The organism is Pseudomonas sp. PS01303 (assembly GCF_029959385.1).
In the GTDB taxonomy this organism is placed as follows: Bacteria; Pseudomonadota; Gammaproteobacteria; order Pseudomonadales; family Pseudomonadaceae; genus Aquipseudomonas; species Aquipseudomonas rustica.
Genome location: NZ_JASCPK010000056.1, coordinates 1 through 26,479, shown reverse-complemented (window position 1 = coordinate 26,479; position 26,479 = coordinate 1). Strand labels below are relative to the sequence as shown.

Sequence of the window (26,479 nt, the reverse complement as noted above, 5' to 3'; positions counted from 1 at the left end):
ATATTACAATCAACCGATGTTACCTGATCTTTGATGACTCCTGAACGGTCAAGGATTCATCGTTGTCAGATGCCTCAAGTGCCTCCTGCTTGCGCCGCACCCTTTCCATCAATGCCTCGATCTCTGCCATTACCTGCTCATGCGGAATGTTCGGACGCGGGTCATCGAGTGACTTCTGGACTTCGGCACGGAACCAGCGGTCGTAGCTGGCGGCCTGCTCTTCGTTTTCGAAATCTGCAATGGTTGTGGAAAACAGGGGATCCATGGTGCCTCCGGACTGAGGGTGAAAACGCGGTCTCTGTTCTTGATCGTTCCCACGCTCTGCGCGGGAATACCTCTCGGCACGCTCCGCGTTCCAAATTGCAAATTTGACGCAGAGCGTCAAGGGCTGCATTCCCACGCAGAGCGTGGGAACGATCAATCAGCCATCCTTCAACTCGACATGATCCAAGGCCTGGTTGACGGCCAGTTCTCCCAACATGACGACTTGAGCGATGCCCAGTGCTGTCTTGCGATGCGAGGTTTCCAGAGAGGCGGCGAAGTTGATGAGCATTTCGCTGGCCGAGCCGAGGGTTTCGCTGGCGTTGGCTAGCAGGGATTCGGTGTTGTACTTGGGGTTGGCGAGGTACATGGGTTCCGGCTCGTTGGCGCTGGACATGATGTGGGCGGCGGGATTGAGGTAGAAATCGAGGGCGCGGTCGGCGGCTTCGTGGAGTTTTTTGCTGTCGACTGAGGCGTAGGGGGATGTGGTGTTGGTGTCTGGTTCTGGGGGGTTGGGTGTTGGTTTTTTCATGGTGATTCTCTCTCATTGATAGTTGCAGCTGGCCCATTCGACTTCCAGGAAAAATGGGTGGCAGCTGTACGCAGGCTGGAAATCCGGGAGAGAGCAACCCGGCAGACACGAATGTCTCCCGCGCACAACCGCCATAACAGAGTGCACACAATGAAGTGCGCAAGCATACGTTATGAAAGGCGTATCTGCTCTCTCGTGTCTTCGGGTTTCCATGCCCGGTCGCTGAATTGGCAGCGACGAACACAGGCTAGAGACCGGACGTCCGACGGACAACCTGAAAACCTTGTGGGAAGGTTCCGCTGATTCAGACACTTCTTTAAACACACTTCAAATCGCAGCCCTCACCCTAGCCCTCTCCCGGAGGGAGAGGGAACTGACCGAGGTGTTTGGCAGAGGTACGCCGACGTGAAATACCGAGCTGAATTCAGGTTTTGAAGCGTTGAAGCAAGAGCCCCTCACCCTAGCCCTCTCCCGGAGGGAGAGGGAACTGACCGAGGTGTTTGGCAGAGGTACGCCGACGTGAAATACCGAGCTGAACTCAGATTTTGAAGCGTTGGAGCAAGAGCCCCTCACCCTAGCCCTCTCCCAGAGGGAGAGGGGACTGACCGAGTGGTTTGGTAGAGGTACGCCGACGTGCGATACCGCGTTGAACTCAGATTTTGAAAGGCCCAAAAATCGGCTCCCTCTCCCTCGGGAGAGGGCTGGGGTGAGGGGCAGCAACAACGCAAATCAAAAGCCGAACACCCGCGCGCTCTTCACCACTCAATAGGCCGAGTGTCAGCTCGCCTGCTCTTGATCTTGATCCACGGGCGACGTCGGAAGGCTGAGTGGAGGGATTGATCCGGGCGTGGGAGCGCAGCGACCGTTTGGCGCAGCCAAACACAGCGAGAGGAGGTGCAGCGAAGCAAACCGTAGGCGCTGCGCCCGGATCGATCCCGCAGCGAAGGAACCCCGAGCTTTAGCGAGCGGGCCGCACGTAGGAGCAAGCCTTTTGGGTTACCTTTTCGGCGTTTGGAAAAGGTGACCCGCCGTAAGGGCGGAACCCTAAGCAGCCGTTACCGCAGCAACGGATATGCACCCGGTCAACCAAAACCTGGTCGGCCCGAAGGCCGCCACGTTCACTCCGCCTCAGGATCAATCTTGTTCTGCGTCAAATACCGATTCAACACATCATCCTGCGAAGGCGTAGAAGCGTCCCCCGCCACCTGCCACAACCGCCGCTCAATCCCCTGCGCCACCATATGCCCCACCGCCGCCTCAATCGCCGACAACACACACAACTGCGCCGGCTCATTCGTGGTGTAGCCAACCTCCGCCTCAAGCAACTTCTTGAACTCGATAAACTTGAAAATCCCCGCACTGCGCGCCACCGAATAAATCGTCTTGCTGGTCATCACATTCGACAACACCTGCCCACTGCGCACATCCACCGCACGCAAGTTCACAGTCACCTGATCCACCCGATATTCCCGAGAAATATCAATCCCCAAATACCGCGCCCCTTCCCCACCGCTACGCACATTCGTGTCATACGCGATGATCCCACCCTCGAGCATCATATTTGCCGCCTGCAACGGCGGCAGCTCACCCTGAATATTCACCGGCGTATTCGGCTTCTTCTGCGACGCGCGAATAATCTTGCGCTCAGTCAACAGGTTCTGCAGCCCTTCCCGCTCCAGCACCACAAACCAGCCACTGGCCTGCATCGCGTCCATCAACATCGACGCAGCGCCCTGGGTCACGCTGGTGGAAAACGAACTCGCCGGCGTCGGCTTGTACTGCCCGGTCTGATCACGGAACCCGTACACCACCGCCATCAACCGGCCCTTGGGCCGCGGCATCTTCAGCAAGTCGTAATAAGTCGAGGCCCTGGGGGTCAGGGTCGGGGTTTCGGTGTCCTGCTCGGCCGACATCGGCTCACGCAGACTGCACCCTTGTAATGTCGCCAACAGCAGCCCTAACGCGATGATCTTTTTCATGTCCGTTCTCCCCGGAACCGTCAGCCCGTCATGGGTTGAGGCCGTTCACCTGAATTTCCGAAACCTCACCGGTCGCTCGATCGGTCACTTCAATGCTCAGTGCCCCGGAGTCGTCGATGACGTTGACGATAAAAGAGTCGGTGGACAGGCTCCCCGTGTTGCCGGTGGAGATGTTGTCCAGCAACTGCCCTAGCAGCCGCGATTGCAATTGACTGGTGAAACGCTCCAGCGCCGAGGTGCCGGCCACCGCCGAGCGACTCTTGATGTCCGGGTCGTCGTGATCGTTTTGCGCCTGCGCGTTGTTGAGCAACCAGGTGCCGTTGAGCGGGTTGCCGCCGAACGACGGGTTGACCGGCGTGTAGACCAGTTCAGTGGCCTGGACAGCGGCAGCGCTGGCGAGCCCGATCAACAACCCCGAGATCCACAATCCGCTGCGCCGTGAGAACGTTTTGCTGTTCATAGTTCGTCCTTCTCAAGGTCGGTGGTGTCCTGCAACAGAGCCTCCAGCTTGCGCTGGACAACCTGGCGTCGAACCCAGTCGGCGGCCGCGTAGGCCTCGTCCTTCAGTTCCACGGTATTCGGCGGCAGGAATCGCCGATAAACCAGGCGTTGCTGATATTCCACGGTCACCAGGCTGCCCCAGCGTGCGTCGGGACGCTCGCGCACCACCAGGTTGAAATCCATCGGGCTGGTGTCGCGCAGGCGTTCACTGAACGAGTAATAAAAGTCGTGGCCGATGTGCGAGATCGTGTCGTCGACGATGAAGCCCATCATTTCGTCTTCTTCACCGGCGCTGGCGCAGCACGCCGCAGCGGTAAAGATCAGCGCGCACCACCACTGACGAGTCATGGCTGCAACGCCTGCGGCAAATTCGACTGGCCTTTGGCCGGGCCATTAGTGCCGTCAAGAAAGGCTTTTTCGGCGACGAACTGCCAGTCCGAATAACGCTGCATGCCGTCGAAATCCGACCACTGCGTCGGGAAGTCCGCCTGCTTCAACGGCGGCTCGGTCGACGGGCTGTTGAGGCCGGTGATGCGTCCGTCAAAACCGCGTTGCAGCGCCCATTCACCCTGACCGATCGGATCGGGATAGAGCTGACGCAGGTGATGCTTGGCCTCAGGAAAACGCTGATCGTCGAGCAGGTCCACCAACTCTTTCGGGTACTGCGCCAGCCCCGGCGAGCTGCGGTAGTAGCTGCGCAGCGCCTGTGCGTATTGGGTGCCGACCCAGAGCAACTGACGCTCACGGTCCCGACGTGAAGCGGTCGACCACAACTCGCCGGCACTGGCCAAACCCATGCCCATCACCACAATCAGGAACAGCACGCCCAGGTAAGTGAAACCACCCTGCTGCGCACGGTTACCACTCGGAATACTGGCTGCCATCACGCGCCCTCCCGGTAGCACCGCTTTTGATGTCGGCCACTCCGCCAGCCACACCGTCCGGTGGCGCGATCAGTACCCACTGGTCTTTGCGTTCGGTGATCGGATCGAGAGGCGCATTGCGCAGGTAACGTTGTTCGATCAGTTGCTCGATGGAATCTGGATAACGCCCAGTGTCGCCGTAGAAGTGATCCAGCGCTTCGCGCATCGCCGACAGACTCTGGCGAAGGGTGGTTTCCTTCGACGCCTCGAGGCTGTTGAAGTAGCGCGGCAGCGCGATGGTCATCAGCGTGGCGATGATCGCCATCACCACCATCAGCTCCAGCAAGGTAAAACCTTTTTCCCGGCGCATGAGGTTCACCACTCGCGGTAGGCGATGCCGTTGAGGCCCTTGCCCCGGGCGTGGGAGTAGACGTCGAACACGTCCTCGCCATCGCGCGGGTTCTGAGCCGAACTGTTGTAGGCGCGCACGCCCCAACCCCCTTCATCATCACGTTTGGCCGGCACCAGCGGATCGCGCGGGATGCGGCGTAAAAAGTAGAACTTGGCGCCCTTCGCGCTGCGCACATCGCGCACGCCTTCGACCAGCACTTTCAGGTTCGGCGGGTAGCCGCTGCTGTTCAGCGACTTCTCGATGTAACCGGCATCGAACGCGCGTTTGTAGGCGTCGATGCCATCGCGAATCTGGTACAGCGCATTGCGCAATTCCTGCTCCTTGCCCCGCCGCACCAAGGTCTCGGTCAGCGGCGCGGCCATGCTCGCCAACAGGCCGATCAGGGCCAGCGTCACCACGACTTCGATCAGGGTGAAACCGCGTTGGGAGGCGTTCATGATCAAGGCTTCTCGACAGTGACGCGGGTGGTGGCCACGGCCGATTCACCGACGGCACGCGGCTGCGCGGCCGGCGACGGCATCACGTAGCTCTGCGAACGATCCGGCGCCTGGATGTGCATGCTGGTTTCGGTGCCGGTGGAGAACTCCATGTCCGACGGGCTCTGATACGGCAGGTTGCGCACGATCCGTGGAGTGATCGACAGCACCAGTTCGGATTTGCCGATGGTGTCCTTGTTGCTGCCAAACAAGCGGCCCAGTCCTGGAATGTCGCCGAGGCCCGGAATCTTGTTGCCGGTGGCGCCGTGGTCGTTGCGCACCAGCCCGGCGAGGATCTGCGTTTCGCCGTCGTGCAGGCGTAGCGAGGTCTGCGCGTTGCGGGTGTCGACCTGCACCGGGATCGTGCCCTGACGGGTCGGTTCCAGCGGCGTGGCGTTACTCACTTCCAGCGCGATCTTGATCGCCACTTCGTTGTTCAAATGCACGGTGGGCGTCACTTCGAGCTTCAGACCGACATCCAGATAGGTCACGCTTTCAGTGATCACCGGCCCCTGTGTCGACGGCACCGAGGTGGCGCTGATGATCGGCACGCGCTGACCAATGTGAATGCGCGCCTGCTCGCGGTTACTGACACGAATCACCGGGCTGGCGAGGGTGTTGATGTCGTTGTCCTGCGCGTTGATCTTCGCTTGCGGCGATGGGCCGATGGAGATGCGGTCAGAGTTGATGCCCTTGAGTTGCCCCAACAGCGTGACCGGCGAACCATCAGAGTTGACCACGCCGAAGGTGCTCGGCCATTGCAGGCCAAGGTCGAGAATGCGCTGGGTGGCGACTTCCATCACCTCCACTTCGAGCACCACTTCCGGGTTGGACTGATCCTGCGATTGCAGGAGTTTCTCGGCCATGCGCACGGCATCTTCGGTGTCGCGCATGGTCAGGGTATTGAGGCGTTCGTCAACGAACACGTCGCGGGTCTTGAGCATGGTTTTCACCATGTTCAGCGCGGTGTTGGCGTCGATGCTGGTCAGGTAGAAAGTGCGCATCACCAGTTCCTGGTAATCCTTCACTTTCTGCGGCGAATCCGGGTAGATCAGCAAGGTGTTTTCGTTCACCACTTTCTGGTGCAACTGGTTCTGTTGCAGCAGCAGGGTCACCGCGTCTTCGATGCGCACGTCACGCACGAAGATTGTGGCTTTCATGTCCGGGCGCAGGTCTTTGTCGAAGATAAAATTCAGACCAGCGACCTGCGACAGCACTTCGAAAATGGTCTTGAGGTTGGCGTCGCGAAATTCCAGGGTCACCGGGCGATCGAGCTTGGTGCGCAGTTGCGGATAGGCAATCACGTTGCGGCTCTGCACCAGACGAATGTTGCCTTGCAGCTCCAGCGCGCCGTCGTTGTTCGGGTCGAGTTCGAGGATCTGTTTGACCTGACGATCGGCGCCATAAATATCGCCGCGACGCAGGTCGCCACGGGCCAGCTCGAGTTTTTCGTCCATGCTGCGCAGGTAATCCATCTGCTTCAGGGCATCCTGAGCGCGGCGGTTGTTCGGCTCGATGGTCAGCACTCGTGCGTAAGCGATACGTGCCGAGGCGAAGTCGCGACGCGAGCGATCGGTGTCGCCGGAAGTCAGCAGCGCGGTGATCGCCTTGGCCCGGCCGCTGTTGAGCAGCAAGTGCAATTCGGTGTCGCGAGGATTTTCACGCAGACCTTCCTCGATCCGCGCCAGCCCCGCCTCGTACTGACCCTGCTCAATCAGGTCGGCGGCTTCCTTGTTGGCCACTTGTGCAGAACTGCACGCGGCCAGCCCGGCGCACAGGCCCAGGCTCATCAGCAAACGGGAACGGTTCATTGCGTACTCCCCACAGACAGGGTCTGCGACAAATGCAAAGGCAGGTAGACCAGACGCAATTCCACATCGGAAATGCCGGTGATCTTCCAGGTGTCGTCGATCACATCCCCGTTGCGCACGACGTAGATTTTTTCGCCGTTCTGCAAAAACACTTGCAGGTCGCTGCGGTCGTGCAGCCTGCCGACGAACTGAAACGGCACCGGTGGCAGGCTCGGGGCTTGCACCACTGTTGCGGGATTGACGGCAATTTCGGTGACCGTGGCCAGGGTCGGCGCGGCCTTCCAGCTCTTGGCGGCGAACAGATCACCGGCCGGGCTCAAGTCCTTGATCGGCGCCTCTTTGGCCTTGGCGATGCTGGTCGGCAGCGCACCACGGGTTTTCCCCGGTGTGGCGACGGCCACTTGTTTGGAATCGGCGTTTTCGCTCGGCGAGAAATACGCCGGTAACCACGCCAGCGCAGCGGCCACACCGAAGAACGCTACCCACCCTGTCACGCGCTTGGTATTCATCACGACCTCGACAGGAAAAGGGTCATACGGATCCGGCCATTGAGGTCGGTGTCGCCGATCTTTTTGCGTTGCAACTCGAGGTCTTCCACCACCACCGCCGGCAACTGACCGAGCAAGGCGTGCACAAAGCGGCGCAGTTGCGGGTAGCTGCCACGCACGGGAAGAAGGATCTGATAGCGCGCCAGATGGGTTTTCGGGTCGACGCCGAGCGCATATTCGCCACGCGCCAAAGTGATGTGCTCTTGGGCTGCGAGGGCGTAGATGCGGTCGATGGCGACGGTAGCCTGCGGCTGCGCCGGCAGTTTATTGCGGAAGTCGTCGAGCTGACGTTGCGGCACCACCGGCGGCGCAATGCTGCCGTCTTCAACCTTGGCCAGGTATTCGGTGGCTTCCTGAGTCTGTTGGCTCAAGTGCTGCAAGGATTGCCAGCCCGGCAGCAAACCAACGAGTGCCCAGGCCACGGCGACCAGCAGCAGCGCCAGTCCGGCCAGGCCCGGAATGCCGAGGCCTTGCAGGTATTCGTGGACGATCAGTCTAGGGATTCGCATCGCCCATCTCCCAAGTCGCCGACAGGTTGAATTGCACCGGTTTTTCCGGCGATTTGACGACGATTTCGTGGCTCAGCAGCGAGACGTCGGACAGCTCGTCGCTGGCTTCCAGACGTTTATGGAAGTCGAGCATCGCTTGCAGATCCCGCGCCTCGGCACTGATCCGCACCTGACCTTTGCGCGCATCCGGGGTCAGGCTCAGCAGTGCGACGTCATCGCGCGGCATCGCTTCGAGCATGGCGAACAGGCGTTCCCATGGGCGGCGCAGTTGCTGCGAGACTTTGCGCATCTCGGCGAGGTTCTGCGCTTGCTCGCGGGTTTCCGCCGGGCTCAGGGTGGACTTGGCGCCATTGTCGCCGGTGAGCTGACGCTGAGTGGTTTGCAGGTGGCCCTGTTGCTGTTCGGTGTGCGCGTCGAGGTGCTGTTGCACGCCGAAGCACAGCAGCGCCAGCAGCACTCCGCCGCCGAGCAAACTCCAACCCAACGGGCCGGAACGCGGCCGTGGCTGAAAATCGAGGTTAAGGGCGCGCATCTCAGGCCACCGCCCGGGACATGACGTACAAGCCGTCACGCACAGTCATCGAGGCGTCTTCAAGGGTGCGCAGTTGCACACCCGCCACGTCCGGATGCGCATCGAGGCGCGCCGGTGCATGCAGATAAACGTTGAACGCGCGTTCGCTGGTCGAGGCCTGCAGTTGCCGTTCGCGACCGATCAAGGCACTCAGCGCGGCATCGCTGTCGCTGCCGCCCACCGAACGCACGCCGGCCCAGCGCCCTTCCCTCGCCAGCAACAACACGCTGCGTTGCGGCTCGGCGACGACGAAGAGGAAGTCGCCGGCATCGAGGCTTTTGTCGAAACGGTTGAACGCCGCCATCAGGTACGGCTGCACCGAACGCAGACGCAAACCGCGACCGCTGACCAGCACCCGCAAGCGTTCAAGCAAGTCTTGCGGCAAAGCGCTGGCGATGCGGTCGTAACCGGCTGGCTCAGCAGACAGCACCAGACTCCACGGCTGGGTCGGCGCACCGAACAGGTCTTCGAAACACAGTTGGGCAAAGCCGCGCAGTTCTTCAGGGCTGCTGATCTGCGCGCTCCACGGCACCAGGCAGAAACGGCTGAAGTGCCCAGAGATGACCACGCTCAGTTCGGCACCGGCACCAGCGTGTTCACCGAGCAGGCGATCAAGGGTGTCCAGCGCCACCGCGTAGCTCTGGAAGCCTTCGTCGATGTAACCGACGCTGCCCAGCCACAGGGTGTCGCTGCCACGCCGCTGCCCCAAGCCAACACCGCTGGCGCCGAGCACGGCGACAAAACGCTCACGAGATAAATGTGACACGGTTGATCTCCTCCAGCGTGGTGCGACCTTGTTCCACCAGCTCCAGCGCCGATTCACGCAGCAGGCGCAAACCACGGGCGCAGGCCAGGGCTTTGATTTGTTTGATCGGTTGGCGCTCGACGATCATCTGGCGCAGTTCGTCGTCGAGATGCAGCAACTCGGCAATCGCCGTGCGCCCGCGATAGCCGCTGCCCCGGCAATGGCCGCAGCCCTTGCCGTGAACGAAGTGGTAATGGTCGACTTTCTGCGGATCGAGGCCGGATGCGCGCAGCTCTTCATCGCTCGGATTGACCGGCGCGCTGCAGCTGGCGCAGACCAAGCGAATCAGACGCTGGGCGAGAATCGCGTTGAGCGCCGAGACCAGGCTGTAGGGGTCGATTTCCATTTGGGTGAAGCGACCAATCACGTCGAAGACGTTGTTGGCGTGGATGGTGGTGAACACCAGGTGACCAGTGAGCGCCGATTGCACGGCGATCTGTGCGGTGTCCGGGTCACGGATTTCGCCGACCATGATTTTGTCCGGGTCGTGGCGCAGGATCGAGCGCAAGCCCCGGGCGAAGGTCAGGCCTTTTTTCTCGTTGACCGGGATTTGCAGCACCCCCGGCAATTGATATTCGACCGGGTCTTCGATGGTGATGATCTTGTCCACGCCATGGTTGATCTCGGTGATCATCGCGTACAGCGTGGTGGTCTTGCCGCTGCCAGTCGGGCCGGTGACCAGCACCATGCCGTAGGGTTCGGCAGCGAGGCGGCGTAACTGGCGCAGGGTTTCATCTTCAAAGCCCAGCGCCTGCAATTGCACGCCGCAGACCTTGTCGGCCAGATCCTGTTTGTCGAGCACCCGCAGCACCGCGTCTTCGCCGAAGATGCTCGGCATGATCGACACGCGAAAGTCGATCTGACGGCCACTGATGCCGATTTTGAAGCGACCGTCCTGGGGCACGCGTTTCTCGCCGATGTCCAGTTCGGCCATGACCTTGACCCGTGAGATCACCTGCTCGGAGAACTCGGCACCCTGGACTTTGCTGATGTTGTTGAGCACGCCGTCGATGCGGTACTTGATCACCAGACCGTTGCCGGTGGTGCCGAGGTGGATGTCGCTGGCGTGCATTTTCAGCGCGTCGTAGAGGGTCGAGTTGACCAGCTTCACCACGCTGCTGGCGTCTTCGCTGATGCTGGTCAGCGACAGGCTTTGCAGGGTATCGACTTCGTGGTGAGTGTCGCCTTGTGCGTTGAGCGATTCGACGGCGTGGAAGCTTTCTTCGTGGCGGGCCAGATAGGCTTTGAGGTCATCGGCGTGCACCAGATACAACGGCGCGCCGTGCAGGCAATCATCAATCCAGGCCAGCCGTGCCGGGTCGAAGGGATCGGCAAACACGCCGATGACTTCGTCGTTGTGGCGCAGCAGGATGAATTCACGTTTCAGGCATTGCGCGAGGGTGACCCGGTCAAACACCGGCGTCGCGGCAAACAGGCTGTCGGTGTCGAGCACCGGGTAATGCAGGGTGGCGCCGAGGGCTTGAATGAACGGCATCGCTGCCAGTTCGCACAACACGCCGAGCGCCTCAAGGACGCGTTCGCCGGAAGTGGCGGCCCGCGCCCGGGCCTGGGACAAGTGCTCGCTGGAAAAATGTTCACTGGAAAAATGCGCAGGGGCACTTTCGGCCGGCAGTGGTTCGACGACAACGGACAGACGTTCCATGGCTTGCTCTCCAACCGGGGCTCAGAGCCCTGTCGGCGCGGCAAACCTTGGCGGCAAGTGCCGGAACGTCTGATCGCGCCATTACTCCCCGGTGAGCATTTGATCGTCGTCCGGTGCCATGGCGTGCAACTGTCGTCGCCGATCCGCCAACACCCAACTGCCATCGTACAACTGCAACGGGAAGCTCTCGGTCCTGCTCTGGCGTCGTTCGACAAAGCCCTCGGAAGGGCTCGCACCGGGTTTCGCTTCACGCTTGATGCCAAGAAGGTCGCAGACCGCTCGGGCCAGTTCCGCCAATGGAAACGGTTTGAACAGGATGTGGCTGACCCCCAGTTGCCGCGCCCGCTCACAGACTTCAGCGGTCGGGTGACCCGTTATCAGCACAAAATGGCACGTCCTGTTCTGGCGGACTGCGTCGAGCACCTCAAAGCCTTCCATATCGGGCAAGCGGTAATCGAACACCAGCACGTCGGGGGCAAAGGTTTCGGCCAAACCGATAGCCGTCGCTCCGTCATGTGCAATCCGGACGTCCAGCCCCTGCGCCGACAGATAATCCTGAAGGTTTTGTGCAAGCAGCTGTTCGTCTTCGACAACCAGTACTTTGTTAACCAAGGTCGACTCCTTGAAACAGCAGGTCCGATGACCCCGCCCTGAGAGTGCGCCTTACCAGGGGTAACGCACACTTCATGCCAGGCTGAGTGCCGGTAATTTTATGTCTTCATGTCCTTGAAATTAATGACAATGCCCGCTCGTCCCGGTACCCCGTTCCCCAGAAACGGGGAAGCACCTGAATGGGCATCGAAGCCATTCCCCACTATTGGGGGGGAACCTTCAGTCGTCGTCAATTCGTTCGATCCTGTTCTGCACCCGTAATTGCGCGAGCACTTGGCGACGAGCCTGGGTCTGTTGCTGTCGGGCGAGCTGTGCCCTGACTGTGTCCAGCCCCTGTAAATCTGGGACATCGGCGGCCTCCAAGTGGTTCTGCAAATAAATCACATGCCAGCCGAACGGTGAACGCACCGGTTGGCTGGCGAGCGCTGCCCCGCTGATGATCGAGGCGCGCATTTGCATCAAGCGTAGACGCGCTGCGGCCACTGTGGCTGCATCGGCTTGCGCTGGCACGCGGATCAACAGTTGCCGGGGTTGCAAGGTGTTCGCGCGGATCAGCTCGGCGAAGACCTGCTGTGCGGCCAATTCGCGGCGGGTGTACTCGGTAAAGGAAACCTCGTCGAAACCGGCATCCTGCAAGCGACGCTGGAATTTATCCGGGCCACCGATGGCACTGCGCATCTGCTCGATCTGCTGACGCACCGCTTGCTCGTCAATCTGCACGCCACGTTTTTGCGATTCCTGCCAGAGCAATTCCTTGTCGATCAGCGTTTGCAGCGCAGCCTGTCGCAGCTGTTTATAGGCCTTGGGATTACGAATGCTCGCCACCGCGCGGCCCTGATCTTCGAGGTATTCGGCAAAGAAGCGCTCGAAGCGATAGCCGGAGATTTCCTCGCCATTGACCCGCGCCACCGCCGGTTCGTTGTTGGCCCAGACCGCCGGGAGCCAGCAGGATAGCAGCACTATCAGACTTGTGAGTTTCATGATCGGGGCCTCCGTTCAGGGGCTGGCAACAATCGGTTTGTAGGGTGCGACCAGATAAAAATGCTGATCTGGCAAATCCACGGTGACCACGTGCGCGCCGCTCAAGCCCAGGCGTCGACCGGGTCCGAAACTCAGGCGCGGGGTCAGGCCGGTGTCGAAGTCGTGCAGGCCTTCCAGCGCCGCCACCAGTTTTTCGCGGCTGGCGTCGCGGCCGGCCTGTTTCATGCCTTCGCTGAGCAGCAGCATCGAGGCGTAGGCGCCCACTTGCAGCACCGCATGCTGGGCGCCGAGGCCTTGGCCCTCGCGTAAAAGCGTCAGACCGATGCGTCCGGCCTGCGTCCAGTCGCTGGGCACGAACGGATAGGCGAGAAACACGCGACGGGTAAAGCCGCTGGGCACTTGCAGCAGATCACCGGCTACCTGGCTCGATGCCGCGAACAGGTACGGCACCTGCCCGGCGCCCTGCAGCCTCGTCGCCAGACGACTGAAACCACCGCCGCTGCCCAGATAAAACACCGAGCGCGAACCTAACGGCAGCGCCTCCGCCGCCGGGTCGTAGGCTTGCAGATGGACGTTCTGCCAGCCGTGATCCTGCAAATACTGACCGAGGTTTTGCGCGGCTTGCGTCTGCATCGGGTCAGCGGGATAAGCGATCAACGTCGGCCCTTGCAGCACGCGCAGGCTCGCCGTGGCGTAGTCGGCCAAGGCGATCAGTTGCTCGCGCAAACCGGGCAACGGCTCGAAAATCTGTGGACTGGCCTGCATCGAGCCGAGCAACGACAGCGCGCCGATCAGCGGCACGCCGGCCTGTTCCAGACGCGGGCCGAGTTCGCTGTCGAGGGCTGGCACCATCGGCGCGATCAGCGCAAACACCTGTTCCTGCTCGATCAATTGCTGCAAGGCCTGTTCGGCACTGGCGCGATCCGGGCCGGGATCGATTACCGTCAGGCGCAGTTGCCGACCGTGAATGCCGCCGGCCTGATTGATCCGCGCGACACTGCCGTTGAGCACCGCCGCAATCGTCATGCCCTCCTCGGCCAACGGGCCTTGGCTCGGCAATAACGTGCCGAGGTGCAAGGTCTCGGCGTCGAGGCCGGGGTCGCGCTCATCGGCCAGGCGCTTGAGATAAGCGGTGAGATTGCGCTGATCCTTCGTCGACAGCAGAAAGCGCGGCATGCTCGGGTCGAGGCGATTGTGGCCGGGATCGCGGCCCTGCTGAATCACCGTCGCCAGCGTGCTTTCTGTGTAGGCCGGATAACTGCGGCCGTTGACCTGCTGCTGGCCGTAAGTGCTGGTCAGTCGTGCCCAGTTCAGCGGCGGCGGACGTAAGCCGCCTTCGGGCCGACCGAGGCCGTCGGCGCCGTGACAGTTCGCGCACGGCAGGCTGGTGGCCGGCAGCAACACGTCCGCCGCGCCGACCCGCGCCATGATCGCCTCGCCGCTGGCTGACAGACCTTGACGGTACAGGCGTTTGCCCGCCGCCTCTTCCGAGGTCAGCGGCGCAGCATTCGCGCCGAGGCTGATGCCAGCGAGCAGGATCAGGGCGAGTACGCGGCAGCGTTTCATGGCGCGGGCTCAGCGACCGGCCACGGGCATTGTCAGCAACTGCAAGCGCTGGGCAATGGCGGCGGCCGGGGCGTCGGGGCGAATTTTGCTCCAGCGTTTGTTGGCGACATCGCCGACGATCAACTGCGTCGAGTGCTGCTCGGGCGTCGGCACGATCTGGCCGATGCGACTCAGCACCAGATCCATCTGCGCCTTGTCGCCGGTGAGAAAAAGCCAATGAGGGTCATCGGAACCCTGCTTCAAGGTGTAAGCCTTGAGCACCGCCGGCGTGTCACGCAGCGGGTCACTGGTAAGGGAAATGAAGGTGATGTCTTGCGCTTTGTCGCCCAGCAATTCGCGGACTTCCTTGAGCTTGCGGGTGATCAGCGGGCAGGCATCGTTGCAACTGGTGAAAATCACGTTGAGCAGGACGATGCGGTTTTGCAGGGCATCGCTGTAGAAGCGCAGGGTCTCGCCGTTCTGATCCTGCAACGGCGTGTCGGTGAACCAGGTTTTTGCGTCGTGCGTGCCTTTGGCCGGCGCGACTGCAACCGTTGTCGGTGCTTCGGGGGCATGGCCTTCGTGGGCGAACGCGACGTTGCTGAAAATCCAGAAACACACGGTCAGGGAGATCCAGTCGAGCATTCTCATGGCTGTTGCTCCATGGCGATGGCGGTGTGTTTGGCGTGGGTGCGCAAGCCGCTGAGCTTCTCGACTTCCTTGGCCAGCAGCTCTGGATCGGTGAAGCCGTAGTAGCGCATCCAGTGGCGATTGTTGCCGTCGCCGACGAGGATCAACGGCTGATGATTCTTGAAATCACCGCTGAAACTGCCGAGGCCTTTGAGGGTTTCATTGATCGATTGAGGCGAGCCGGTCAGCCAGCTCCAGCCCGGGCCGCGCTGAAAAGTGCGGGCGTAATCCTGCAGGCGTTTCGGTTCATCGCGTTGCGGGTCGATGCTGATCGAGACCAGTTGCACTTCCTTACCGACCCGCGCGCCGAGCTGTTTCTGCACCTTGCCCATGATCGACGAGACCACCGGGCACACCGTCGTGCAACTGGTGTAGATGAAACTCATGACGACAATTTTGCCCTGCACCAGGTCTTGTTCCAGACGCACGGTTTTGCCGGTCTGGTCGAGCAGCGGCACGTTGGCGAACTTGACCTGGGTGTGTTCTTGCGTGCTGCTGGCGGGGGCTTTGTGCCCGGCGTGTTCGTCTGCCGAGTGGGCGTTGGCGTGTTGAACGCCGAGGCTCAACAGGCACAGGGTCAGCAGGCCAGTGGATGCAAATCGGTTCATGTCGAAACTCCTCTTCAACGGGCCTGGCCGGGGGTGACCCGAACACTGGCAAAGGTCTTGTCATCGAAACCGGCGCCCAGCGAGGCGGCGCGCACATGCAGGTACCAGGCGCCGCTGCGGTCGAGGCTGATCGGCGCTTCATACACGCCGTCGGCGACTTCCAGTGCCGCGACTTCACGCGGGTGTGAAGTGGGCGCGAGGTAGTAGCGCAGCTGCACGTCTTTAACGCCGCTGCGCTGGGTTTTGTCTTTGCCTTGAACGATGCGGAAGCGCACGACATACGGGTCGTTGAGCGCCACGGCAGTCTTGTCGAGGAGGAACTCGACTTTCGGCTGGCCGAGGTGTTTTTGCGGTTTGCCGTCAGAATCAATCTGCGCGGTAAAGCAGTGAATGATGTTCGGTTGGTTGAGCAGAAACGCCACGTCGAAACGCCCCGCTGCCGGCAGTTTCACCCGCGCGCTGTACAGGCCCGGCGAAACTTCACGCAGACTGCGGTCGATGACCATCGCGGCGCGGGCGATCTGGCCACGGTTGGGGTAACCGGACATCGGCGCGTTCATGCCTTCGGCGTAGAAGTAGGTGGTGTTGTCGACCGGGTTGACCACGAACACTGCGTTGTCGTCGCGTGAGACGGCGAGGCTGGAGGCCAGCGGCAAGTCACCGGCCAGGCGCGGTGCTTGCGGGCCGGCTTCGAAACCCTGGCTGATCGGCTGGCGACCTTCGCCGAGCGAGGACAGGTTGATCATGGTGACTTTCGGTGAAGCGAGTCCGCGGATGTAGGCGTAGGCCTGGGTGAACACCACTTGGTAGGGTTCGGCGCTGACCTCCAGATCATGGATGGCGCTGTTGGTCGCGGCATCGATGACGCTGGCGCGGTTTTCCACGGTATTCAGGACCACACCGAAGCGGCCGTCGGCGCTGAAGCCCATCGGGCCGAGGCCTTGTTGCAGTTTGAGCACCCGGCGGATGGCGTGGGTGCTTGCGTCGATCACGGTGACGGTGCCGTCCTTGCCATCGGCGACGTAGACGGCACCGGACAATGCCGAATAGGCGACGGATAACGGGTGGGAGCCGGTTTTGATCTGCTCGACGATGTTCAGAGTGGCGATGTCGATCACGCTGACGGTGCCGTCGTCGCGGTTGCTGACGAAGGCGAAGCGGCTGTCTTTGCTGAAGGTGATTTCGTGGTGGCCGCGACCGGTCTGTAAATGTTTGAGGGGTTTGAGGCTTTGGGCGTCGATCACGGTGACGCCGGAGTCTTCGGTTTTGCTCGCGTTGTTGCCGACCCAGAGCAGGCGTTCGTCCGGTTGCAGGGCGACGCGAAACGGTTGGCTGCCGGCGCTGATCGAGTCGATGACTTTGAATTGTTCGCTGTCGATGACGGCGATTTCCCCGGCAGTCGGCATGGAAACGAAGACGCGTTTGTTGTCTTTGGGCGTGACCCAATCCATCGGCGGCTGCTTGAGCTCGATCCGCGCGAGGGTGCTGGTGATGCCGCCGACTGATACCGATGGATCGACCACGGCGATGCTCGCGTCGCGGTTCATCACCAGCAGGAAATAGCTGTTGAGGTCGAGCAACGGCCGCGCGCCGATGTTGGATTTGAGGAACACGCCGACCCGGGCTTTGCAGCTCTGGTCACGGCCTTGGGCCTTATCGGCAGCGAGGGTTTGCGGATCGACCCAGGCACCCGGGGCCACGCCGGACAGAGGCTGGCCGGATGCGCTGTCGCTGATGCGGAACTGCACATCGGCGAACTCGCCTTCACGCAGTTTGCCGTCGGCGGCCATTGGCTTGAGATCGAAATCCACCGCCACGCCATCACGGTTCAGCGTCTGCCCCGCGCCGGTCTGCGCCAGCGCAATCTCACTCAGCGTCAACAACGCCCCGGCCATGGCCAGCGTGCAGATACCGATGATGTTGATGATCCTGTTCATCTTTCACTCCCCTACGCATTCCAGCCAAACGACGCGATCCCCGTGGGAGCGAGCCTGCTCGCGAAAGCAATCTGCCAGCCACCCCACCTGTTGCCTGTGCCGACCGCTTCGCGAGCAGGCTCACTCCTACAGGGGATTTGCATGCATCCCGCCAACCTCACTGCCAACCGCAGATCCTTGTAGGAGTGAGCCTGCTCGCGATGGCGTCATCCGCCCCACCATCGAAAACCGAGTTGCCCCAATCGCGAGCAGGCGAAGGCCTACAGGGGATTTGCATGCATCCCGCCAAGCTAACTGCCAACCGCAGACCCTGTGGGAGCGAGCTTGCTCGCGAAAGCAATCTGCCAGCCACCACACCTGTTGCCTGTGCCGCCCTCTTCGCGAGCAAGCCCGCTCCCACATGGGATTTGCATCCACGGGGATATTGGCGTCGCGTCTACTGCCCCTGCGGCGCCGGTTCGGGTTCGTTGGTCACGCGCAGCAGTCCCCATAATCCGGAGGTGTTGCCGTAGGCGGCGTAGTCGCGGAACAGGTAGTCGCCGGGGATCGCATTGCTGCCGCCGGCGCTCGGGATCATGAAGCTGAAGTGCGCGGCCGGCAGGATGCTTTCGTGGGCGCCGATGTACATCGACATCGGGTTGTAGCCGAAGCGCACCGAGCCCACGCCCGGCGAGCCCATCGGATAACCACCGACATCGCTCTTCTCGGCCTGGAACGGGTTCACCGACCAGACGTGCCCGTCGAGCTGGAACGTGGTGCCGCGACTGCCACCGCTCGGCATCAGAATATGCGTACGGAACGGCTGCCCCGGTTTGGCATAGAGCACCGGCGTTTGCGGATCGCCACCGACCAGTGCATTGCTGTAGGCCATGTGCGCATTGACCATGTCGCCATAACCCGCGCCATCGGCGTGACCAAACGGCGCGTCCGGGGCGAGGCCGAAGCGATACCACAGCGGCTCGGTCTTGTAGTTGATCGCCATGCTCGAGTTGTCCTGCGGATCGGTCGGCACGCCGAAGCCTTCAGCAGCAATCCCCTCCACCGGCCGACCATTGGCCCAACGGGTGTTCAACGCCTTGTGCCAGACCATCGCGAAGTCGCGGTAGCTGGTCTGCCCGGGCGCCGTAACCGTGGCGTTGACCTTGCGTGCATCGTCGACCCAGGTTGCGCCGATCGGCAGAATGCTCATCGCTCCGCCAAGGCCTTTTTGTGGCTGCTTGATCACGTCCGCCGGGGTGAAATTCAAGCCGCCGAACTCCACCGCCGTGGCATTGATGTTGTCGACGCTGCGGCCCAGTTGAGTCACCGGTTTGCCTTCACGCTCCAAATGCCCGGCGTAGTACTGATAGGTACGCGTCGGGTACGCGCCGCTGTTGCCAACGCGCGGTGGCACGGTCTGGATCGGGTTGGCACCGACGTTGGCGCCGTCGGATTTGGTGATGTCATACGCCAGCAATTGCGCGTGCAGGCCGACGTGGCTGGACGGCCGCATCAGGTTGTTGCTGAACGTGGTCGAACCCAGACCGCTGTTACGATCACGCTTGACCATGCCCTGCATCACCGCCGTCTGGGTCAGATCCGGCATCACGCTCGGCAGACGGTTTTCCAGGGTGATGTTGATGCAATCCCCTGCCGCCGCACGCAGTACCAGCGGTTCAACCGGGATGCCGGGTTTCAGCTTGCCGCTGAGCGGATCCAGATCGGATTTACGCACATACAGAATCGCGGTCGGGTCATGCAGCGGCCCACTCTGCCCGCCAATCGTAATGGTCTCGCCATCCTCCGGATCGGTCACGGTGACTTGTGGAATGCTCACCGTGCGCGAGTTCAGCACCAGGGTGCCACCCGCCGGATTCAGCGGCCCGCCGACATGCTGACCAAGCCCTTGCGGATCGCCAATGGTCAGGCCCAGCGCATTGCCGAGGATGTCATTGGCCAGCGCCGCGACCACTTCATAGTTGCGCTGTACCGTCGGCCGCGTGCCGATGCCATTGGGGTTGGCGCTGATCCGCGGGCAACTGCCCTCGAACGCCACGGTGTTGCGCATGCCCGCCGGATTCGGGTTGTTGGGGATGGCATACAGGTCGTTGCGTTTAGCGGTGTAGTTACGCATCACGCCCCAGATACCGCTCCAGTAGCCTTCGATCGAAGCGTCCATCGAGTACAAATAGTCGCCCGTGGTCGCAGCGGAACTGGAGAGCATCGACACCGGCGCTATGAAGCCCATCTGCTCGGAGATGCCGATCATTTGCGAGGCGCGCCAGCCGGAGTTGGAGCTGTTGCCGAACCCGGAACCGCTCTGCAGCCATTTCACGCCGTGCAGGGTGACGTTGTGCTCTTCTTCATGGCCGCCGGCATGCACCCGCAGCCGCACGTTGTCGCCGGTGTAAGTACGCAGCATCGGCGTAAACGGGTCGCCAGGTTCAGCGCCGCCCTTGTTGATGTGCGGCGGGAACAGCGTGGTGCCGCCGGTTGGCCCGGTCGCGGCGGTGAGCAGATTCGGCGCCAGGTTCATCGCCGGAATTGCGCGGTCGGTACGGCTTTGCATGGCGAACGACAGATCGCCGCCGAGGCCATCAGCCTGCATGCCGCGCTTGCCGTCCGGGCCGACCTTGTTCGGATCGTAAACGCGCAGGGCCAGCGGTTCGTTGCGATAGTTGACGACGAACATGCCCGGATCATCCACCGAGATCGCCTGCGGACATGGCCGGCTCGGGCAGCCCGGCACCTGACCGCCCTGCACTTCCAGCACGCCTTCGAGCAGGTTGCTAGCGTTGTTGCGCACTGTCGGATTGATCGCATAGCGGAAGCTGTCGGCAGTCGCCGGGAACGCTTGCGCATTGGGCACACCGTTGGGGCCGGCACCGACATAGACGCCGGCCTCATAGGCGTGCTGGAAGTCGCTGTATTCGAGGAAGAACTCGCGGAAGCTGTCGTTCTTGCCGTCGCCATCGAGGTCGCCGGTATTGATCACCGCTTGCCACGAGGTCGGGCCGCCGTCCTGACGCGCGCCGCTGTATAGAGGCTCGCCGGTTTCCGCATGGAACCAGGTCGAACCGGCCGGTTCCGCCAACACGGTGGCGTACAGACCAATCTGCTGATGCGTCGATGGGCCCAGGTGGTCGTGAGTGAAAATGGTGCCGAGGCCACGATCGACGCCTTTGATGTTCACCACCGGATCAACGAACCAACGCTGCATCGCCGTGCGCGCACCGAGCCAATCGGCGCGGCCGTACTGGCCGAAGAACGGATGGTTTTTGGCTTTCGGGCACGCCTGTGTGCCGTCGCGCGGATCGGTGGCGGCGCACTGGTTGAACTCGCGGATCGCGTGAATGCGTTCCTGCACGGCGCCCGGCGAGAGCACGCCGTCCTCGTAGTTCCAGCCATTGGACGAGCCGTCCGCCGAGGTCAGATCCCACTTCGGCAGGTGAATATGCTGACCGATCACATCGGTCGGCGTGCGCACCTGATAGTCGTCCATCTCGTAAGTGGCCGGCACCAGGTTGGTTTGCTGGTATTGCACGCAATCGAAGGTGTTCATGCGCATCACCAGCGGTTCTGGCGGACGCTGCTTGGTGATCACCGGCCAGGCGTCTTCCCACAGCGCCAGAATGCGCGCCTGCGGGAAGTGATAACCGACCTTGTTGTACACCGCGTCGAACTGAATATTGGCGGCTTTGTAGATCCGAGGACGGTCGGCGGTGAAGCTTGAAGCGCCGACAAAGGACATGCCGTCGATGCGATCACCGCTGGCAAACTCACCGCTGCCGGCGCTGCTGGTCAGGCGCTTTTGCCGATCGTCCATGCACGGTTCGTAGTACGGCGCGCCGGCCATTGGCAAGGCACCGTTGGTACGGAATGCCTTGGCCACCACTTGATTGCCGGGCAGCAAGGCATAGCTTGGGTGATCTTTTTTCGCGTGGAAGGCCATTGCCGCTTGTTCGACTTCGGTGCCTTCTTCCGGCAGGTAAATCGGTTTGGCGCGGGTGACTTCCTTGGAGAAATCCAGCGAAGTGGTCACGGTGTGCGCTTCGCCACCGGCCGAGACGCCGTCGAGTGTATGCCGCTGCAAGCCACCGTCCCAACCACCGGACTGCGCCGGGTCAAGGTTGGCCCACAGCGCTTTGCCGCTGGCCTTGAGCGATTGCGCGGTAGCGGCGTCGAGCATGTCCAGCGGCGGGGTTGGTGGACGTTGGCCCACCGAGCTTTCCATGCCACCGATCCAGAATGGATAGCCCGGGTTTTTCAGGCTGCCGTCGGCATTACGGTTGGCTTCGCTGCGATCAACCAACGCCAGCGAACCGATGGCTTGACCACCGGCGTTGCCGCCATGGTGCTCGCCGTCGTCATCGCCCTCTTCTTCATCCTCATCGTCATCATTGCCGGCGATCAGGGTTTCACCGATTTTCGGCACGACCACGACTTTGCCCGGCATCGGCGCCATGGCTTTGCCAGGCAGCGGCACTATCGCCGGAATCGGTGTACCGGCAACGATTTCGCCGTCCGGCAAGGCGCGCGCGCCGGTCGCTGGTTTACCGCTGCGCAGGGCAAACGGTTCGCTGTGATAACCGTCGGCGCCCTGCTGCGAAACGTCGAGTCGAGTGCCCTCTTCAAACACATCGTGCACCCGCCACATGGCCCACATGCCTTGGGCAAAATGTGGATAGAAATGGCAGTGATAGATCGCATCGCCGGCCACGCGGTTGCGGTTGCCCGAACCACCGTTGGCGATTTCATAGGTGTAACCGGCACCCGGGCCAATACCCTGGGCATCGACGTAATCGGAATTGTCGTCGTTGGGGTTGAACAGCCACTGATGGCCGTGCAAGTGGAAGATGTGCTGCTCATGACCATTGTGGGTGTTGCGGAATTTGACGAAGTCACCGATGTAGCTGTGGTTGACGTTCGACGGCTCCGACGGATACAGCGCCATGGTCGCTTTCACCCCGATCTGATCGGCGCGCGGTGTCTGGCCAGGGGCGATGTTTTCCAGCCCGGCGTTGGCCGGCACGTCGACCAGCATCGCCACGTCGCCGACGGTGTGCGAGCTGAGGAAGAATTCTTCGTAGGCGCACGACAGGCAATCGTGCATCGGCCCGACGCCCAAACGATTGGCGACCACTTCGGCGCCCATGCCGCCCGAGCCGTAGTTGATCATGAACGAATCGCGAGTCGGCTCCAGCACGTGGGCCATCACCGGATCAGCCCAATAGGCTGGAAACGCTTGAGTGGCGGCAGTTTCGTCCTGGAATTGCGAGGCGAAATCGCGGAACGCTTCCAGTCGATTAGGGATCGCCGGGTTGCGTTTTCCAACCGATTCCAGCGGATAAGTGCTGGGTGGGAAGCTGCCGTCGGCGTTGCTGCCCATGACAATTGCATCGCTTTCGCTGGAGATGATTTCATTGCCGTCGACCATGCCGATGATCGGCGTACCGGCCTTGCCTTCGCGCAGCCACGGTTCGCGCTGCGGGTAGCGCGCCTGATAGTCGACGATCGGTTGGCCGGTGGGTGCGCGGCCCGTGGTGGCCAGGCGCATTTCTTCTTCGGTGAGGGTATTGCGATAGGTACGACCGCCCTTGGGCAGGACGACCACCTGGCCGAACAAGCCATTGGCGACGTTGCCGGCCGCGCCCTCGCCACCAAAGGTTGCGCCACGGCTGCTGACGGCAAACGCGCCTTCACGCTCGGCGTACAGGGTGTAAGAACGGCTCGCACCCGGCGGTACCAAAGTGTTGGCGTTACGCCCGGTGAACGAGGAAATGTCATCGATGCTGTTTACCGCTTGCAGGCCATTGACCTGGAAACCGACATGCCGATCAGCGACTTGCTCATCGACTTTGAAGTCTTCAGCCGCGTTGGCGTTCTCGACGCCTTCCTCTTCTTCACCTTCATTCTCGAAGTGCTTGTTCGGGTTGGCCTGATAGTCGAGCAGGTTTTGCAGATTGATCGTCAGGCAATCACCCGCCGCCACGCGCAACACCAGTGGCCGTGGCCGCTTGTCCGGGCGCAGCGAAACCTTGCCCGGCACCGCTGAACCGCCGTAGGCCAGCGACATGTTGCGGTCATCCACCACGTCGCGGCGCAGGGCGAACATCATGCCGTTGATGTTCTGCGCACCGAGGCGGTTGAACATCAGCGGTTGATCGAAGGCGACGACGTTGGCCACCAGGTTGCGCTCGCATCGCACGGCCGCGCTGGCCAGTTCGACGCTGAGCATCGAGGCCAGAATCAGCAGCCAGTTGAACAGAGACGGAGCGTGATGAATGCCAGCCATGATCAGTAACCTCGTAGTGGGTGCTCTTGGGAACACTTCTCGACAAATGCCTCGGAGCAATCCGCGTGCCACAAAAAATTCGTTTACCGTTCAATCGGTTACTGCAGCGACTTGAGAATCCGGGGCATATTCCCCACCGCTTTGCCCCACTTTTCGGGGCTGCCGGGTTTGCCCCGAAAGTGGGGAAAACCGGGTTGGGGTCACAGCGGGGCGTCCATCGCCAAGCCCTGCAAACGTCGGTACTGGCGCAACACATTCGGCACGTAACGCTGGGTTTCAGCGAACGGCGGGATCACCCGGCCACGGCTGAGCACCGCGTCGGGCCCGGCGTTGTAGGCCGCCACGGCGAGTGCGATGTCGTTGTCGAAGAGGGTCATCAAACGCTTGAGGTATTTCGCGCCGCCCTGGATGTTGGCCTTGGGGTCGTAGACGTCGGTCACACCCAGTTCGCGCGCGGTGTCGGGCATCAATTGCATGAGCCCACCCGCGCCTTTGGGTGAGGTCGCGCCGGGGTTGTAATGCGACTCGGCGTTGATGACCGCGTGCAGCAGCGCTTCGGGTAACTGGTTGACTTTGGCGGCTGCCGAAACCAGTTCTGCGTAGGGCTGATTGGCGATCATTTGCGGCTGTTGATCGAGGCTGGCCACAGGCATTTCAGCCTCGTGGATCACCCGTTCGTAGGTGCGTCCGGGACGGTGAACGTTGGACAGTACATAGCTGCCCTTGGCGTCCACCGAGATAAATACATCGGCCTGCGCGGCGCCGCTGAGCAGCACACAACCGAGCAATCCGCTGGCGAGAAATTTCATGTCGGGCCTCCCCGGATCGACCCCGATAAATTGGGGGAAATGCCCCAATGGCCGATCACGTTTGAGCCATACGCAAGCACTGTGCCGACTATTGAGAGGCCCGTATTTCAAGGGTTTCGGCGTGTCGACCAGTTTTCAGTGAGGCTGAGCATGGCAATTGCATAAGCCCTTCAGGCGACACGGCTGCCACTCACGGGAGGTCATCATGAAGCTGCAATTTCGTCCGCGTGGCCAACGCGGTTTTACCCTGCTCGAATTGCTGGTGGTGCTGGTGGTGCTCGGTCTGTTGGCCGGGATCGTCGCGCCGAAATACTTCGCTCAACTCGGTCGCTCGGAAGTGAAAGTGGCCAAGGCGCAGATCGAAGGGCTGAGCAAAGCACTCGACTTGTATCGACTGGAAGTCGGTCACTACCCGTCCACCGAGCAGGGCTTGCAGGCCTTGGTCACCGCCCCGAGTGACGAGGCAAAATGGACCGGCCCGTACTTGCAGAAAAAGCTGCCGCAGGATCCGTGGGGGCGTAGTTACGCCTATCGCTATCCCGGCGAAAACAGCGAGTACGATTTGCTGTCGATGGGCAAGGACGGCCAGCCCGGTGGCGAAGGCGAAAACGCTGAAGTGACCAATTGGCAGTGAGCGGAGCGCGGCCCATGCGATTTCATCTGAAAGCGGTCGGCAAGGCTGGCGTGGTGTCCTTGAGCGTAGAGGCAGCGGGCGACAGCGAAGCGCGACGGATTGCCGAAGATCAGGGTCTGCGCGTGCTCAGTTCGCACGCCGACAAGCATTGGCGTTCGCTGCGATTGCGTCAGCGCGAGACCTTCAATCTGGTGTTGTTCAGCCAGGAACTGACCACGCTGCTCAACGCCGGCCTGCCGTTGATTGATGCGCTGGAAAGCCTCGCCGAAAAAGAATCCGCCCCCGCTGCCCGGAAAACCTTGAGTGAACTGGTGCGCCTGCTCTACGAGGGTAAATCGTTTTCGCAGGCGCTGGGCCAGTTGTCGGCGGTGTTCCCGCCGCTGTACGTGGCGCTGGTACAGTCCAGCGAGAAGACAGGCGCGGTCGGCGATGCGCTGGGCCGCTACGTCAGCTACCGCCAGCGTATGGACGAGGTGCGGCAGAAGATCATCAGCGCGTCGATCTACCCGATGCTGTTGTTGGTGGTCGGCGGCGGCGTGGTGTTGTTTTTGATGGGTTACGTGGTGCCGCGCTTCAGCCTGGTGTTTGAAGGTTTGGGCAATAACCTGCCGTGGCTGTCGCAGGTCTTGATGAGCAGTGGCATGTTTCTGCATGCGCATCAGGCGGAATTCTTTGGCGCGCTGGCGGCGATTGTCATCGCCCTCGCCGTCCTGCAAAAACAACCGGCGTTTCGTCGTGGGCTGGATCGGCTGGTGGAGAAACTGCCGGCCGTGCATCAGCGAATTTTCATGTATGAGCTGGCGCGGTTTTATCGTTCGCTGGGGATTCTGCTGCAAGGCGGGATTCCGCTGGTGACCGCCATGAGCATGGTGCGCGGCCTGCTCACTGTGGCCTCACGAACGCGGCTCGATCAGGCTTGCGAGCGGGTGCGCGAGGGGCAATCGTTGTCTACCGCGCTGGAGCTCAATCACCTGGTGACACCGGTGTCCCTGCGCCTGCTCCGCGCCGGCGAACAGTCCGGCAACCTCGGGCAGATGATGGAACGCAGCGCCGACTTCTACGATGAGGAAATCAGCCGCTGGCTGGAGTGGTTCGTGAAGCTGTTCGAACCGCTGCTGATGACCTTCATCGGCCTGCTCATCGGGGTCATCGTGATCCTGATGTACATCCCGATTTTCGAACTGGCGTCGAGTATTCACTGACCTCGGGAACGGGTCGAATCCCTGCAACAACGCACTCTCACGTTCCCAACAAGACCACAAAGACGGAGAACGATATGCACATTAAAAAGCTCGTGCTCGCAATGGCCATCGGCGCAGTTCTGTCGGCGTCCACGGTACTGATTCCGGACAGTTTGTCGGGGGTTTCCAGTGTTCAGGCCAAGGAAGGTGGGAGTGGTGGTGGAGGGAACGGCGGCGGACATGGCGGAGGGGGTGGTGGTAGCGGCGGTGGTGGCGG

Annotated in this window: 24 protein-coding genes and 1 pseudogene; 3 read left to right on the top strand and 22 right to left on the bottom strand. The window is 61.6% G+C overall.

Annotated elements, in window-relative coordinates; genetic code table 11:
• Positions 1-19: 19 nt before the first annotated feature.
• From QMX93_RS16505 to QMX93_RS16400, 22 genes are all read right to left on the bottom strand, one after another.
• Positions 20-265 carry an antitoxin gene (locus QMX93_RS16505; protein WP_122610255.1) on the bottom strand — a complete coding sequence of 82 codons (246 nt, stop codon included), beginning with the start codon at positions 263-265 and terminating at the stop codon, positions 20-22.
• Between the two features lie 156 nt (positions 266-421).
• Positions 422-793 carry a DUF6124 family protein gene (locus tag QMX93_RS16500; RefSeq protein WP_282357074.1) on the bottom strand — a complete coding sequence of 124 codons (372 nt, stop codon included), beginning with the start codon at positions 791-793 and terminating at the stop codon, positions 422-424.
• Positions 794-1,911: 1,118 nt separating this feature from the next.
• Complete coding sequence (locus QMX93_RS16495) at positions 1,912-2,772, bottom strand: CsgG/HfaB family protein (RefSeq protein WP_282357073.1); 861 nt, start codon at positions 2,770-2,772, stop codon at positions 1,912-1,914.
• Between the two features lie 28 nt (positions 2,773-2,800).
• Positions 2,801-3,232: a curli assembly protein CsgF gene (locus tag QMX93_RS16490; RefSeq protein ID WP_282357072.1), complete on the bottom strand. Its 432-nt coding sequence runs from the start codon at positions 3,230-3,232 to the stop codon at positions 2,801-2,803.
• The gene (csgE, locus tag QMX93_RS16485; protein WP_282357071.1) at positions 3,229-3,621 is read right to left on the bottom strand and encodes a curli production assembly/transport protein CsgE; all 393 of its coding nucleotides are present in this window, start codon (positions 3,619-3,621) and stop codon (positions 3,229-3,231) included. The genes QMX93_RS16490 and csgE overlap by 4 nt, the downstream gene beginning before the upstream one ends.
• Positions 3,618-4,157 (bottom strand): type II secretion system protein, encoded by a 540-nt coding sequence (locus QMX93_RS16480; RefSeq protein ID WP_282357070.1) that lies wholly within the window; start codon positions 4,155-4,157, stop codon positions 3,618-3,620. The genes csgE and QMX93_RS16480 overlap by 4 nt, the downstream gene beginning before the upstream one ends.
• Complete coding sequence (locus QMX93_RS16475) at positions 4,132-4,506, bottom strand: type II secretion system protein (protein WP_007919395.1); 375 nt, start codon at positions 4,504-4,506, stop codon at positions 4,132-4,134. The genes QMX93_RS16480 and QMX93_RS16475 overlap by 26 nt, the downstream gene beginning before the upstream one ends.
• A 5-nt stretch (positions 4,507-4,511) precedes the next feature.
• A complete protein-coding gene (locus tag QMX93_RS16470; RefSeq protein ID WP_053119085.1) occupies positions 4,512-4,985 on the bottom strand; it encodes a type II secretion system protein in 474 nt (157 codons plus the stop codon).
• Between the two features lie 2 nt (positions 4,986-4,987).
• Positions 4,988-6,835 (bottom strand): secretin N-terminal domain-containing protein, encoded by a 1,848-nt coding sequence (locus QMX93_RS16465; RefSeq protein WP_008086656.1) that lies wholly within the window; start codon positions 6,833-6,835, stop codon positions 4,988-4,990.
• Positions 6,832-7,344: a hypothetical protein gene (locus QMX93_RS16460; protein ID WP_282357066.1), complete on the bottom strand. Its 513-nt coding sequence runs from the start codon at positions 7,342-7,344 to the stop codon at positions 6,832-6,834. Before QMX93_RS16460 ends, QMX93_RS16465 begins: the two co-directional genes overlap by 4 nt.
• Positions 7,344-7,892 carry a GspMb/PilO family protein gene (locus tag QMX93_RS16455; protein WP_053119078.1) on the bottom strand — a complete coding sequence of 183 codons (549 nt, stop codon included), beginning with the start codon at positions 7,890-7,892 and terminating at the stop codon, positions 7,344-7,346. Before QMX93_RS16455 ends, QMX93_RS16460 begins: the two co-directional genes overlap by 1 nt.
• Positions 7,879-8,424 (bottom strand): PilN domain-containing protein, encoded by a 546-nt coding sequence (locus tag QMX93_RS16450; protein WP_282357065.1) that lies wholly within the window; start codon positions 8,422-8,424, stop codon positions 7,879-7,881. Before QMX93_RS16450 ends, QMX93_RS16455 begins: the two co-directional genes overlap by 14 nt.
• Position 8,425: 1 nt before the next feature.
• Positions 8,426-9,229, bottom strand: coding sequence for a hypothetical protein (locus tag QMX93_RS16445; RefSeq protein WP_282357064.1), 804 nt, complete (start codon positions 9,227-9,229; stop codon positions 8,426-8,428).
• Positions 9,210-10,931 carry a GspE/PulE family protein gene (locus QMX93_RS16440; protein WP_282357063.1) on the bottom strand — a complete coding sequence of 574 codons (1,722 nt, stop codon included), beginning with the start codon at positions 10,929-10,931 and terminating at the stop codon, positions 9,210-9,212. The genes QMX93_RS16445 and QMX93_RS16440 overlap by 20 nt, the downstream gene beginning before the upstream one ends.
• Before the next feature lie 81 nt (positions 10,932-11,012).
• Entirely contained in the window at positions 11,013-11,543 is a 531-nt protein-coding gene (locus tag QMX93_RS16435) for a response regulator (protein WP_008086646.1), read from the bottom strand.
• Between the two features lie 219 nt (positions 11,544-11,762).
• Positions 11,763-12,524, bottom strand: a complete 762-nt coding sequence (locus tag QMX93_RS16430) for a SurA N-terminal domain-containing protein (protein WP_282357061.1) — start codon at positions 12,522-12,524, stop codon at positions 11,763-11,765.
• 15 nt (positions 12,525-12,539) lie between these two features.
• Positions 12,540-14,090 (bottom strand): ABC transporter substrate-binding protein, encoded by a 1,551-nt coding sequence (locus tag QMX93_RS16425; protein WP_282357058.1) that lies wholly within the window; start codon positions 14,088-14,090, stop codon positions 12,540-12,542.
• Between the two features lie 9 nt (positions 14,091-14,099).
• Positions 14,100-14,720, bottom strand: a complete 621-nt coding sequence (locus tag QMX93_RS16420) for an SCO family protein (RefSeq protein WP_282357057.1) — start codon at positions 14,718-14,720, stop codon at positions 14,100-14,102.
• Positions 14,717-15,367, bottom strand: coding sequence for an SCO family protein (locus QMX93_RS16415; RefSeq protein ID WP_282357055.1), 651 nt, complete (start codon positions 15,365-15,367; stop codon positions 14,717-14,719). Before QMX93_RS16415 ends, QMX93_RS16420 begins: the two co-directional genes overlap by 4 nt.
• Positions 15,368-15,381: 14 nt before the next feature.
• Positions 15,382-17,304 carry a cytochrome D1 domain-containing protein gene (locus QMX93_RS16410; protein ID WP_282357054.1) on the bottom strand — a complete coding sequence of 641 codons (1,923 nt, stop codon included), beginning with the start codon at positions 17,302-17,304 and terminating at the stop codon, positions 15,382-15,384.
• A 436-nt stretch (positions 17,305-17,740) separates the two neighbouring features.
• Positions 17,741-23,578 (bottom strand): manganese-oxidizing multicopper oxidase MnxG, encoded by a 5,838-nt coding sequence (gene mnxG, locus QMX93_RS16405; RefSeq protein ID WP_282357053.1) that lies wholly within the window; start codon positions 23,576-23,578, stop codon positions 17,741-17,743.
• 200 nt (positions 23,579-23,778) lie between these two features.
• A complete protein-coding gene (locus QMX93_RS16400; RefSeq protein WP_053119059.1) occupies positions 23,779-24,387 on the bottom strand; it encodes a lytic transglycosylase domain-containing protein in 609 nt (202 codons plus the stop codon).
• Between the two features lie 205 nt (positions 24,388-24,592).
• Between QMX93_RS16400 and gspG the strand changes: the two genes are divergently transcribed.
• From gspG to QMX93_RS16385, 3 genes and pseudogenes are all read left to right on the top strand, one after another.
• On the top strand, positions 24,593-25,021 hold the full coding sequence (gspG, locus tag QMX93_RS16395; RefSeq protein ID WP_053119057.1) for a type II secretion system major pseudopilin GspG: 429 nt from the start codon (positions 24,593-24,595) through the stop codon (positions 25,019-25,021).
• A gap of 14 nt (positions 25,022-25,035) precedes the next feature.
• Entirely contained in the window at positions 25,036-26,223 is a 1,188-nt protein-coding gene (locus tag QMX93_RS16390; RefSeq protein WP_282357050.1) for a type II secretion system F family protein, read from the top strand.
• A 74-nt stretch (positions 26,224-26,297) separates the two neighbouring features.
• A pseudogene (locus QMX93_RS16385) lies at positions 26,298-26,479 on the top strand (hypothetical protein); the annotation flags it as partial.